The sequence below is a fragment of the Nonomuraea mesophila genome (genome assembly GCF_004352805.1).
GTDB lineage: Bacteria > Actinomycetota > Actinomycetes > Streptosporangiales > Streptosporangiaceae > Nonomuraea > Nonomuraea longispora.
The window spans coordinates 1-12,477 of record NZ_SMLD01000232.1 but is presented as its reverse complement, the minus strand read 5'-3'; the positions used below and the strand labels follow the sequence as shown (position 1 = coordinate 12,477).

Annotated in this window: 12 protein-coding genes; 5 read left to right on the top strand and 7 right to left on the bottom strand. The window is 72.7% G+C overall.

The annotated features are described in order from the left end of the window. Positions 1-40 precede the first annotated feature (40 nt). A complete protein-coding gene (locus E1295_RS44060; RefSeq protein WP_132640681.1) occupies positions 41-1,201 on the top strand; it encodes a DegT/DnrJ/EryC1/StrS family aminotransferase in 1,161 nt (386 codons plus the stop codon). Positions 1,202-1,270: 69 nt separating this feature from the next. Then, complete coding sequence (locus tag E1295_RS44055; protein ID WP_132640679.1) at positions 1,271-3,286, top strand: ligand-binding sensor domain-containing protein; 2,016 nt, start codon at positions 1,271-1,273, stop codon at positions 3,284-3,286. Here E1295_RS44055 and E1295_RS44050 read toward each other — a convergent pair. After that, positions 3,271-5,241, bottom strand: coding sequence for a WD40 repeat domain-containing protein (locus E1295_RS44050; protein WP_132640677.1), 1,971 nt, complete (start codon positions 5,239-5,241; stop codon positions 3,271-3,273). The two genes, E1295_RS44055 and E1295_RS44050, sit on opposite strands and share 16 nt — an antisense overlap. A 72-nt stretch (positions 5,242-5,313) precedes the next feature. Here E1295_RS44050 and E1295_RS44045 point away from each other — a divergent pair, with 72 nt between their 5' ends. After that, positions 5,314-5,991 carry a histidine phosphatase family protein gene (locus E1295_RS44045; RefSeq protein ID WP_166427709.1) on the top strand — a complete coding sequence of 226 codons (678 nt, stop codon included), beginning with the start codon at positions 5,314-5,316 and terminating at the stop codon, positions 5,989-5,991. Between the two features lie 34 nt (positions 5,992-6,025). On the opposite strand, the gene E1295_RS44040 is transcribed toward E1295_RS44045, so the two are convergent. Further along, the gene (locus tag E1295_RS44040) at positions 6,026-6,559 is read right to left on the bottom strand and encodes a uridine kinase family protein (RefSeq protein ID WP_132640673.1); all 534 of its coding nucleotides are present in this window, start codon (positions 6,557-6,559) and stop codon (positions 6,026-6,028) included. Between the two features lie 39 nt (positions 6,560-6,598). Between E1295_RS44040 and E1295_RS44035 the strand changes: the two genes are divergently transcribed. Both E1295_RS44035 and E1295_RS44030 read left to right on the top strand, forming a co-directional pair. Then, positions 6,599-7,795, top strand: a complete 1,197-nt coding sequence (locus tag E1295_RS44035; RefSeq protein ID WP_166427710.1) for a CaiB/BaiF CoA transferase family protein — start codon at positions 6,599-6,601, stop codon at positions 7,793-7,795. Positions 7,796-7,869: 74 nt separating this feature from the next. Further along, a complete protein-coding gene (locus E1295_RS44030) occupies positions 7,870-9,366 on the top strand; it encodes a carboxyl transferase domain-containing protein (protein WP_132640669.1) in 1,497 nt (498 codons plus the stop codon). A gap of 3 nt (positions 9,367-9,369) precedes the next feature. Here the strand turns inward: E1295_RS44030 and E1295_RS44025 are convergent, their stop codons facing one another. The 5 genes from E1295_RS44025 to E1295_RS44005 form a co-directional block, all read right to left on the bottom strand. Beyond that, a complete protein-coding gene (locus tag E1295_RS44025; protein ID WP_132640667.1) occupies positions 9,370-9,765 on the bottom strand; it encodes a hypothetical protein in 396 nt (131 codons plus the stop codon). After that, positions 9,762-10,208: a hypothetical protein gene (locus E1295_RS44020; RefSeq protein ID WP_246081125.1), complete on the bottom strand. Its 447-nt coding sequence runs from the start codon at positions 10,206-10,208 to the stop codon at positions 9,762-9,764. Before E1295_RS44020 ends, E1295_RS44025 begins: the two co-directional genes overlap by 4 nt. Positions 10,209-10,212: 4 nt before the next feature. Further along, positions 10,213-11,019, bottom strand: coding sequence for a carbon-nitrogen hydrolase family protein (locus tag E1295_RS44015; RefSeq protein ID WP_132640665.1), 807 nt, complete (start codon positions 11,017-11,019; stop codon positions 10,213-10,215). Next, complete coding sequence (locus E1295_RS44010) at positions 10,979-11,917, bottom strand: DUF418 domain-containing protein (protein ID WP_132640663.1); 939 nt, start codon at positions 11,915-11,917, stop codon at positions 10,979-10,981. Before E1295_RS44010 ends, E1295_RS44015 begins: the two co-directional genes overlap by 41 nt. Then, positions 11,893-12,477, bottom strand: a 585-nt coding sequence (locus tag E1295_RS44005) for a hypothetical protein (RefSeq protein WP_220449196.1), incomplete at its 5' end; no start/stop codon positions are given. The genes E1295_RS44005 and E1295_RS44010, both read right to left, overlap by 25 nt.

Below are 12,477 nucleotides of genomic sequence, written 5' to 3'. Positions count from 1 at the left end.
TCCCCGATCTGCCCGGCCCCCCGGAGAAGGGACACCCAGCGTGACACTCGCCATGCACGGAGGCGCTCCCGTCAGGACGGCGCCCTGGCCGGCCTGGCCGCCGCCCGTCGACCCCGCCCAGCGCGACCTGGTGACCAAGGTGCTGGAGAGCGGCCTCTGGGGCGCCACGCAGGGCGGCTCCGTGGTCGCGGACCTGACCGCCGCGTTCGCCCGCCGCTCCGGCGTCCGGCACGGCGTCGCCGTCGCCAACGCCACGCTCGGGCTGTTCGCGGCGCTGCGCGGCCTGGGCGTCGGCAAGGGGGACGAGGTGATCGTGCCGGCGTACACGTTCGTGGCCTCGGCCACCGGGGTGCTGCTGGCGGGTGCGACCCCCGTGATCGCCGACGTCGACCCCGTGGACCTGCACCTGTCGCCGGACGCGGTGCGGGCCGCGCTGACCGGCAGGACGGCCGCGATCATGCCCGTGCACCTGGCGGGCAGCCCCGCCGCCATGGACGCGCTGAACGACCTGGCCACCCGCCATGGTCTGGCGGTCGTCGAGGACGCCGCACAGGCGCACGGCGCGACGTACAAGGACCGCCCGGTCGGCGGACTGGGCGACGCGGGCGTCTACAGCTTCCAGGCGAGCAAGGCGATGACCGCGGGCGAGGGCGGGCTGATCGTCTGCCGCGACGGGTCCGTGCACGAGCGCGTCTGGTCGGTCTGCAACCTCGGCCGCGCGCTGGGCGGGCAGTGGTACGGCCACCCGTCCGTCGGCTGGAACCTGCGCCTCACCGAGCTCCAGGCGGCGGTGCTGCTGCCCTGGCTGGACCGGCTCGACGACGAGATCGACCGCAGGAACACCTTCTGTGCCGCCGTCGAGCGCGAGCTGGCCGGCGTCCCCGGGGTCACCGCGGTGCCCGCGACGGAGGGCACCACCCGCGACTCGCGTCACCTGCTCATGCTGCGCCTCGACGCCGGCGTGGACCGCGCGTTCCTGCTGGAGGCCATGGCCGCCGAGGGGGTGCCGCTGGACGCCGGCTACCCGCCGCTCGCCACCATGTCCGCGCTGGCCGCTGAGGGCGCCCGCGCCGAGCCGGGCCCCGTCGCGGCCGAGGCGTCGGACACCGTGGTGTGGGTGCGCCAGTCGATGCTCATGGAGGACCCGGCCGCCGCGGCCGACATCGCGCAGGCCTTCGCGAAGGTGCTGCGCCACACCTGAAACGCGAATTAGGACCTTTACCGTAATCGATCTATTGACGCTCAAGGCGCGTCTCTCTAGGTTTCGGTCATGACCTTAATTGGAAGAGTGCTCGCGGCCGCGATGGCGGCCCTCCTCGTGACGCTGGCCGCCGCCCCCGCCGGCGCGGCGCAGCGCCGTACCGAGGATTTGGGCGTGCCCCTGGAGGACGTGCTGCTGATCGGCGGCGTGGTGGCGCCCGGCCCCGGCGGCAGGACCGTCCTGTGGGGCGTGTCGTCCGGCAGCCCCGCCCATCTCAACGCCGTCGACCCGGCCACCGGGGAGGAGGTGGCCAGGTACGACCTGCCGGGCGCGGAAGGCTCCTGGGCCGTGGACGCCGCCCAGGACGGCAGCGTCTACGTCGGCACGTACGGCGACGGACGGCTCTACCGCTGGACCGACCAGGGCGGCGTGCAGGACCTCGGCCGTCCCCTGGCCTCGGAGAACTTCGTCTGGACCGTCGCGGCCGGCGAGGGCGCCACCGTCTACGGTGGCACCTACCCGGGAGGCCGCCTGTTCGCCTACGACCCCGAGAGCGGCGTACGCGACTACGGAAGGATCTCGCCCACCCACTCCTACGTCCGCAGCGTCTCCTACGCCGACGGGAAGATCTACGCGGGCACCGAGGACCCCGCCGCGATCTTCGAGATCGACGCCGCCTCCGGCACGTCCGAGCAGATCCCCCTGCCCGACGGCCTCGACCCGGCGGGCAAGTGGGCCTACGACGTGAACGTCGCCGCCGGCCACCTCTACGTGCGCTTCGGCGGCGCGAGCCCCGGCCCGCTCCACGTCTGGGACATCGCCGCCGGCCGCTGGACCGACACCCTGGACCCCGCCCACGGCCTGGACGTCTCGCCGCCCGACGACGACGGCGCGGTCTACCTCATCAAGGACGGTGAACTCGTCCGCTACGACCCCAGGACGAAGGAGACGACGGGCACGGGCCTGCCGATCACGGGCCGCGTCGCCAACACTCGCGGCATCGGCTGGGCCGAGCTGGGCCTGCCGGACTATCCGGGCAAGAGCGTCGTGGGTCTCCTCTGGCGCGGCCTGATGTTCCGTTACAACCCGCAGACCGGCGCGACGTCGTTCGTGCAGACGGAGGTCCAGGGCGAGCCGATCGACGTGACGGCGCTCTCGGAGGGCCCCGACGGCCGCATGTACGCCGGCGGCTTCCTCAACGGCGGTTTCGCCGCCCTCGACCCCAAGACGGGAAAGCGGGCCGAGTTCCACACGTTCTCGCAGAGCGAGGACATGACCACGCACGACGGCAAGCTCTACGTCGGGGCCTACCCCGAGGCCCGGGTCTACGCCTACGACCCGCAACTGCCGTGGAACAGCCCGGAGTACTCGCCGAGCCCCGAGCCCGGCCCGGCGGACAACCCCGCACGCCTGTTCGACCTGGCCGCGGAGAAGCAGATCAGGCCGCGCGCGCTGGCGTCGGCGGGCCGCTATCTCGCCGCGGGCACCATGCCCGACCTCGGCCACCTGGGCGGCGTGCTGGCGATCTGGGACCCTCAGACGGGAGAGCTCAAGCACTCCCGGCGCAACGTGGTCAAGGATCAGAGCATCGTCTCGCTCGCCTACCGCGACGGCGTGCTCTACGGCGGCACCTCCATCTACAGCGGCCAGTCGGCCACGCCGCCGACCCAGCCCGAGGCCAAGCTGTTCGCCTGGTCGGTGAAGGACGACCGGCTGCTGTGGGAGATCGTCCCCGCGCCGGGCAAGCCGGCCGTCCCCGCGCTGACGTTCGACGACCGGGGCCGGCTGTGGGGGATCGCCGGCGGCGAGGTGTTCGCCGTCAACCCGGCCGCCCGCAAGGTGGTCCAGCGGGTCACGCTGTCGGACAGCGAGAGCGCGAGCGGGCAGCTCTCCTTCAACCGGCGTGACCGCACACTGTACGGCGCCCACGCCGGCCAGTACGTCTTCTCCCTCGATCCGCGCACCGGCCGGCACGCCCGGCTGAAGGAGGGACCCGTGCACCAGCTCGCGGTGCACGGGTCGGGAGACGTCTACTTCGCCGAGGGGGCGCGGCTGTTCCGGCTCACGGATCAGCAGATGCGATAGGTGTAAAAGTTTTCGAAACGCGACAGGTAGAGGTGCCCGTCAGGGCCGAGGAGGAGGTTCGAGATCGGGCGGGCGATGAGCGTGAACGCCATCGTCCCCGGATCGATCCGGTACGCCTTGCCCTGCACCTTGCCCCACAGGAAACCCTTGTGGAACACGAGGTTGGTGTCCAGCCAGACCTGGGTGACGGTGTCCCAGGGGTAGTCCTGGTGCTTGACGGCCCTGACGGTCCGTCCGGTGGCCGGGTCCAGCTCGAACAGGGTGTCCGGCGTCAATCCCCACAACCGTCCTTCGTCGTCGAAGGCGATCGAGCCGAGCGCCAGGTCGCCGGGCACCGGCGTGCTCTGCCACGTGAGGGAGCCGGTGGCGATGTCGTACGCGAAGGCCACCCCCTCGCCCTGCGGCGTGCCGGTGCCGCCGAAGCCCGAGGTGGCGCCGTAGACGAGGCCGTCCCGGTAGGCCAGGCCGATGATGCTGTGGCCGGGGATGATGTCCCGCTTTATCACCGTACGGCCGGTGGCGGGGTCGAGCAGGCCGAGCGCGCCGCCGAGCGTGCCCGACTTGGGCACGGTCCCGAACGCCAGCCAGTCGCCCGCCGAGACCATCGCGAAGGGCCGGTCCTGCTCCTGGTCGCCGAGGTCGAGCAGGAGCCTCGGCGCGCTCCCGTCGAACTCGTAGATCCGGGCGCCCGGATAGACACCCAGGTAGAGCCTGCCCTTGTGGGTGACGATGCCCTCGCTCTGCCCGACGTCCGGCCAGGAGCGCGTCTCGCCGGTGGCGGGGTCGTAGGCGGCCAGGCCGCCGGTGAAGAAGCCGCCCGCGTAGACCTGGCCGTCGGGGCCCGCGCCGAGCGAGCGGATGCTGACGGGCTGGCCGGTCAGGGTGCCGTCGAGCAGCTCGCCCTGCCCGGTCGTGCGGTCGAAGTGCCAGATGCGGCCGGTGGAGCTGGTGCCGACGAGCGTCGTGCCGAGCCAGCCCAGCGTACGGGCGGCGCCGCCGCCGTGGCCGGTGAAACCGAGCCGGGTGATCTTCCCGGTCCTGAGGTCGTACCTGGCCAGTTCGCCGCCCTGGAACAGGTGCAGGTGGTGGCCGAGCCGGCCGCCGCCGACGGTCAGGCTGCCGACGTCCTCCACCAGGTCCTTCCACTCGTTCGTGCGCAGGTCGTACACGCCCATGGGGGTGGCCCCCGCGGACGTGGTGAAGCGCACCAGCAGGTGGTGGCCGGTCACGGCCACGTCGTAGGCGTAGCCCGCGCCCTCGACGGGCGGCTCGATGATCCGTTCGACCGTCCCGCCGGGGGTGAGCACCGCGACCTTCATGCTCTGGGCGCCGACGCCGGCGTACACGGTGCCGTCCTCGCCGACGGCCAGGTCCCTGACGAACTGCTCGCCGGGGACAGGGCTGCCCAGGTCCGTCGTGGCACCGGTCGCGGTGTCATGGCGGAAGAGCCTGCCGGTGGGCGAGGTGCCGCCGTAGACGGCGGACCCGTCGGGGGCGGCCGCGACGGTCCAGACGAACGTCTCGGTCGCGATGGGGATGCCGAGCTCGCTCACCTGGTCGGAGCCGGGCTCGTAGCGGAAGAGCCGGCCCATCGCGCCGGCGGTGGCGTTGTAGCTGCCGACGTAGACGGAGTGGTCCGGAGCGACGGTGACGGCCCAGGAGCCGAGCGCCAGCGGCAGCGGCCGCTCGCCGATCAGGCGGCCGTCGCGGGCGTCCCTGATGCCGAGCAGCGCGGGGCCGGAGGCGCTGGAAGTGACGGAGTAGACGCGCGGACCCTGCGGGTGGCCGGCGTCGAGCGCGGTGCCCGCGGTGGTGGCGCCGGTCAGGGGGAGCGGGTCGAGGGCGTGGAATCCGCAGTCCGCCCGGCCCGCGGCCGGAGGCTCTGCTGGGGAATCGGCCCGGGCCGGAGCGGAGAGGGATAAGGCGACGAGGAGCACGGTCATGATGAGGCGCACGTACGACCTCCTAGGTCAGTCATAACGGTCTTGACCGTAATTCGCTTCGTGGCCTCGTGGCAAGATGGCGGCGTGAGCCCATCAGTGATCATCGCCGTCCGGCACGGGGAGAGCGAGGCCAACCTCGCCTACCGGCTGGCCGGCGACACGCCGCTGGTCTACGAGCGGGGCGACGACGAGGTGACGTTGACCGATCAGGGCAGGGCGCAGGCCTCGGCGCTCGGGCGCCTGCTCGCCACCCTGCCCGACGGCGAGGCGCCCGAGCTGGTCTGGTGCTCGCCCTACCTGCGCGCCATGGACACATGGCGGATCGCCCAGGACACCTGGGGCATCCGCCCGCTCCCGGTCACCGTGGACGCACGGCTCAGGGACCAGGAGACGGGCGAGTTCGCCCGCTACAACCCGGCCGCGGCCGAGGAACGATTCCCCGGCGAGCGGGCGCGGCGGGAGGCCGAAGGTGCCTGGGCCTACCGCCCGCCCGGGGGAGAGTCACTGGCCGACGTCGTCGACCGGCTCCGTGACCTCCTCGCCGACCTGCGGCTGCGGGCCGGCGGCCGGCGGGTGGTGATCGTCGCCCACGACTCCGTGGTGCTGGGGCTGCGCCACGTCATCGCCGGCGACCCCGACGCGCGGCTCGCGGCGGTGCTGGAGTTCGCGCCGGTGCTCAACGCCTCCGTGTCGGTCTGGCGCACGGGCGGTGAGCGCTTCGAGCTCGTACGCTTCAACGACGTCGCCCACCTGCCCTCCTGACCCCGCTCCGCAGGGCCTCTTCGGCCCCCTGCCCTCACCCCGTCCGGACGATCAGGTCGGCGCGTTCCCGCGTGCGGTCCCCGGCGAACCACGTCCGCTCGGCCGCGAACCACGTACGCCACCGAGGCTCCAGCTCGGGCCCGTCCCGCTCCAGGACGCGCGCCAGTCGCACCGCCTCGGGCGCCTCCATCCAGACGGTGTACGCCAGCAACTCCGCCACCGAGGCCCTGGCCGTGCCGACCCCCTCGATGACGAGCACCGGCGCGACCGGCACGCCCACGTGGCCGGCGTATACGCCCCGTGCCCAGTCGTACCTGCGGAAACCTCCGGGGCGGCCGTGCCGCAGCGGCTCGATCACCTGCGACCGCAGCGCGTGGAACCAGCCGCCCGGCCCGTCCTCCCACGGCACGGGGAAGTCGTCGCTGTGGACCACCTGGCACCCGAGGTCGGCGGCGAGCCGCCGCGCGAACGTCGTCTTGCCGGATCCGGCGGGCCCGTCCACCGCCACCAGGCGGACGGGCCCGCACGACGGGGGCAGTGTCCGGATGTGGTCGGCCGGCGGATTCATCGGACCAGGGTAGAGGAGAGGGGGCTCATGCCTGAGAGAATGTTCTTTCGCCCTTGGAGCGCATGTAGGAGGTTGATCTTGCTCGGACCCCTCGGCGACATCGTCGTGCTCGATCTTTCCAGGGCCCTGGCCGGGCCGCACGCCGCGCAGATGCTGGGTGACCTGGGCGCCAGGGTGATCAAGGTCGAGCATCCGGACGGCGGTGACGAGTCCCGGGGCTGGGGCCCGCCGTTCGCCGGGCCGGATCACGATATCTCGACCTATTTTCTGGCAGCCAACCGTAACAAGCAGTCCATCACCGTCGACCTCAAGTCCGCGGAGGGCAAGGAGCTCATCGAGCGCCTCGTCCGCCAGAGCGACGTCCTCGTGGAGAACTTCCGCACCGGCGTGCTCGACCGCCTCGGATTCTCCGCCGGGCGTCTCCACGAGCTCAACCCCCGCCTCGTCATCCTGTCCATCACCGGGTTCGGCCACGACGGCCCCGAAGGCGGCCGCCCCGGCTACGACGGGATCGCCCAGGGCGAGGGCGGCCTGATGTCGCTGACCGGCCCCTCACCCGAGGAGCCCTACCGCGTCGGCGCGTCGATCGCCGATCTGCTGGCCGGGATCCACGGTGCCTACGGCGTGGTCGGCGCACTCTACGAGCGCGAGCGCACCGGCAAGGGCCGGGTCGTGCGCACGTCGCTGCTGGCCGCCGTCACCGGCGTGCACGCCTACCACGGCACCGCGTGGACGGTCGGCGGCCAGGTGCCCGCCGCCGGCGGCAACCATCACGCCTCCATCGCCCCCTACGGCACCTTCCGCTGCTCCGACGGCATGCTGCAGATCGCCGCCGCCAACGACGGCCAGTGGAAGAAGGTCGCCACCCTGCTCGGCATCGATCCCGCCGATCCGCGCTACACCACCAACAGGGAGCGGTTCGCCCACCGCGACGAGCTGATCGCCGACATGGAGCGGGCCCTGGCCGCCCACGACCGCGCCCACTGGCTGGCCAGGCTGGCCGAGACCGGCGTGCCGGCGGGCGCGATCCGGTCGATCGACGAGGTCTACGCCTGGGAGCAGACCCGCTCACAGGGCCTCGTCGTCGAGGTGGAGCACCCGGTGCTCGGGAAGATCGAGCTGCCGGGGCCGCCCCTGCGCTTCGACGGGCTGACCGACGTGGAGCACAGCGCCCCGCCCACGCTCGGCCAGGACAACGACGCCGTGCTCGCCTGGCTGCGGGAGCGCGAACGATGATTCCCCACCCGCGGCACCGGACGGCGCTCTCATGCGTCACCATTGCAAGGATGTCCGACTTCTAGGGAGTGATAGTGAGCCGTCCGGACGCGCGCACACTGATCGACACGGTCCTCGACAAGGGCTCGTGGACATCGTGGGACGCGCCGCCAGCCGATCCGGCGCCGCCCGGCTCTCCCTACGCCGACGAACTGGCCGCGGCCCGGATCAAGTCCGGCTACGACGAGGCCGTGATCACCGGCGAAGGACGGCTCGACGGGCGCAAGGTCGCGGTCGCGGCCTGCGAGTTCTCGTTCATGGCGGGCTCGATCGGGGTGGCGGCGGCCGAGCGGTTCGTGAGCGCGGTCGAGCGGGCCACGCGCGAAGGGCTGCCGCTGCTGTCCGCGCCGGCCTCGGGCGGCACGCGGATGCAGGAGGGCGCGGTCGCGTTCGTGCAGATGGTGAAGATCACCGCCGCGATCCAGGCGCATCGCGCCGCCGGCCTGCCCTACCTGGTCTACCTGCGGCACCCGACGACCGGCGGCGTCTTCGCGTCGTGGGCGTCGCTGGGTCACGTCGCGGCGGCCGAGCCGGAGGCGCTGATCGGGTTCATGGGGCCGAGGGTGTTCGAGTCGCTGCACGGCTACCCCTTCCCCGAGGGCGTGCAGGTGTCGGAGAACCTGCACCGCAAGGGGCTGCTCGACGCGGTGGTGTCGGCGGAGGACGCGCGGGAGGTCGCGATCAGGGCGCTTTCCGTGCTCGCCGCCGACAGGTCCGCGGTCGTGGCCGGCCCTCCTCCCGAGGAGGACCTGCGTCCGGTGGAGGCGTGGGAGGCCATCACCCGCTCGCGCCGCGACGACCGGCCCGGCGTGCGCACAGTGCTCAAGCTCGCCGCCACCGACGTGACCCCGCTCAGCGGCACCGGCGAGGGCGAGAACGAACCGGGGTTGCTGCTGGCGCTGGCCAGGTTCGGCACCGCGCCGGCGGTGGTGCTCGGCCAGGACCGCCGCCTGCAGCGAGCCAACTCGCCGCTGGGCCCGGCGGGGCTGCGCGCGGCCAGGCGCGGCATGCGGCTGGCGGCCGAGCTGAAACTGCCCCTGGTGACCGTCGTCGACACGGCGGGCGCCGACCTGTCGAAGTCGGCCGAGGAGGGCGGCCTGGCCGCCGAGATCGCCCGCTGTCTGGCCGAGCTCGTCATGCTCGACGCACCCACCGTGTGCCTGCTGCTCGGCGAGGGCGCGGGCGGGGCGGCGCTGGCGCTGCTGCCGGCCGACCGGGTGCTCTGCGCGCAGCACGCCTGGTTGTCGCCGCTGCCGCCCGAGGGCGCCTCGGCCATCCTCTACCGCTCGGTCGACTTCGCCCCCGAGATCGCCCAGGCGCAGCACATCCGCGCCACCGACCTGCGGCGTGACGGCATCGTCGACCGGGTCGTCCCCGAGCTGCCCGACGCCGCGTACGAGCCCCGTCACTTCTGCGAACGGGTGGGGCGGGCGCTGGAGCACGAGATCGCGCTGCTGCTTCGATCGGCCCCGGCCGACCGGCTCGCCGCCCGCCAGGCCCGCTATCGCCGCCTCGGCACCCCCGCCGGCTAGCTCCTACGGCACCGGGATGCGTTCGACCCGGATCGAGAAGACCTCCTCGCGGGGCACCACGACCTCGTAGGCGCCGTGGTCGACCATCCAGTAGCCCAGCGCCTCCGCCTTCATCCCGCTGTGCCCGGTGTAGGCGATGTGCAGGCCGTCGTCGTCCTCGTCGAGCACGATGCACGGCTCGCCGCCGAACGCCCCCACCGTGCGGATCAACACCAGCCACTCCAGCTGTGCCCTGGGCACGACCCGTCGCCAGTAGCCGGAGGCCGGCTCGAACCCGTCGAGCTCCGTCTCGCTGAACAGCACCACCTGGCCGCTGTCGGGGCCGAGTGCGGCGGGCAGGGTGTGCTCGCCGAAGCGGGCCACGAAGCCGGAGGCGATCGGCACGATCTCGTCGCTCATGCGGCGGGCCGCCAGGTCAGCCCGTCGTAGTGGGCGAAGGTCCGCTCGCCCTCGGCCGTGACCCGGATGATCTCCGCCCCGGCCGGGATCGGCATCGGAACGGTGTGGAACTGCGGCACCACGTGCTCCGACGAGGTCGTGAACCCATTGCCGGCGAAGGGCGGAGCGTCGCTCCAGTCGCCCCCCATGTGCGGCCCGTACGGCACCGCGTAGGTGTCGACATCGCGGGCGAACCAGCGCATGACGTAGATCTCGGGCACCTCGGCGAACAGCTCCGATCCATCGAACGACAGGTCGAGCCCGTAGTAGAGCGCGTCCGGCGTGGTCAACCTGACGCAATCCTGCACCCGGTAGACATAGCCGGAAATGACCGTGCGCTTGCCCGACAGATATGGCACGAGCAGACGCGGCGGGACAACCTTCTGCATCTGCGTTCCGCTCACGCTCCTACTTTACGATCTGTTGACCCCGGAAGACGCGATGTTCCAGGCACGGCAGGGTGGCACGGGCGGCGGCGGTCTGCTCGTGGTCGATCTCCACGACCTGCACGCCCGGCGCGGTGCCGAGGTCGGCGCGCACCACGCCCAGCGGGTCGACCAGCATGCTGCGGCCCACACCGTAGCCGTCGGACGCCTCGGCCGGATTGGGCGCCTGGCCGACGGCCGCGGTCCACATGGTGTTCTCCAGCGCCCGCGCCCGCACCAGGGTCACCCAGTGGTCCTCCTTCAGCGGGCCGGACCCCCAGGCCGCGATCACCGCGAACAGCTCCGCGCCCTGGTCGACCAGTGCCCTGGCCAGCTCGGGGAAACGGACGTCATAGCAGGTGATCAGCCCGACCCGCACCCCGGCCAGCTCGACGACCACCGCCTCGGCGCCCGGCTCGACCAGGTCGGACTCCTTGGCGCCGAACGAGTCGAACAGGTGGATCTTCCGGTACGCCGCCCGCACCGTGCCCTCGGCGTCGACGGCCACGGCCGTGTTGCGCACACGTGATTCCCCCGGCTCTCCGGGCTCGAACACGCCGGCGACCACCGCGAGCCCGTGCTCCTTGGCGGCCTCGGCCAGCCCCGAGACGAACGGCCCGTCGAGCGGCTCGGCCAGGCTCGTGATGCGCCTGCCGTAGCGGGTGAGCGTGGCCTCGGGGAAGATCGCGAGGTCGGCGCCCTCCGCTCGGGCGAGCGCCTGCCGGACCCTTTCGAGGTTGGCCGGCGGGTCAGGAGAGACCGGGATCTGGCAGAGGGCGATTCTGGTCACGGCCAGACTCTAGCCGGTTGGGCACCCGCCGAAACCAGGTGAGGCACCGCCATGCCCATTCGAGCGGCCCGTACCTGAACCTCGCCAGCCACCACCGGCTCAGCAGCACCTGCGCGGCCACGGTCACCACCGTCAGACCCACCACCGACCAGCGGGTGGTGTCGGCGTTCACCAGCGGGCCCGCCAGGATGATGATCGCGGTGCCGGAGACGTAGTTGGTCAGCGCCATCCGCCCCAGCGGCTCCAGCACCGCCGCCGACCACGGCCCCAGCACGAGCAGCAGCCCCAGCGAGTACGCCGCCGCGCCCGCCAGCGCGGCCACGCTGTAGGTGGCCCAGGCGTGCGTGACCGACCACGCGAGGGTCAGCAGCACGGTGGCCGTCGCGGCGACCGCGAACGACGGAAGCAGCAGCCACCGGGGCGGACGCAGCTGCCACAGCCCCATGCCGACCAGGAACAGGCCGGGGATCAGCAGCGCCCCGCCGCCGACGACCACCGCCCACACCAGGGCGCCCAGCCCGAGCAGCAGCACCGGCAGGCCGGGGGCCAGGAACGAGGCGGGCAGCAGCACCAGCGCTCCGTAGAAGGCGTAGTCGGTCAGCACCTCGCCCTCGTAGAAGGTGCGCTGCACGAGCCCGATGCAGAACAGCCAGAACAGCCTGCTCAGCAGCGCCCACCGGCTGTTGCCGCGCAGGAACAGCATGAAGCTGATGCCGAACAGCAACGAGAAGATCGGGTAGAACCGGCTCTGGAACAGCGCCTCGACGGTCAGGTCGACGCCGGTCTGCTGCTTCGTGCTGTGCTGCCAGGTGTTGACCAGCATGATCCCGCCCACCGCGAAGCCGCGGAGAGCGTCGAGTTCACGGATGCGCGTCAGAGGAACCAGGTGTACCACCATATGAGGAATCCGGCGCAGATGACGGTCGCGGCGACCTGGGGCCACCCGCGCTCACGCAGCAGCGCCCCCGCCGTCAGCAGGGCCGACGCCACCGCGATCGACGTGTACGCGACCGTGGTGCCGGGGACGCCGACGGCCAGCGCGGCGCCGTTCGCGCCGGCCAGGGTGTGCGCGGACTGGGCCACGATCCCGGTGAAGGCGACACCCGCCAGGCCGCCGTAGGCCGCGAGCGCCCGGCCTCTCCGTGCCCCGGAGACGAGCTGGACCAGGGAGGCGAGCGCGAAGACCGCGAAGGGGGCGGCCAGCCAGGGGGAGCGGGAGATCAGGTAAGGGGCGCCGGTGACGTGCAGGTCGTCGGGCCGGGGCGTGGCGTCCGCGCACGGCGCCGCCGGTACGCCGGCCGGGTCCGCCACGAACGCGGCGATCTTCCCGCGGGCGCAGCCGCTGGTGAGGAAGACGGCGTGGGAGGCGCCGGCGAACTCCTCGAAGCGGGCCTCGGGCAGGGCCTGGGCGGCGGACCTGGTGGGGTTCACGAGCAGGTCGCGATGGCCGCACCCACG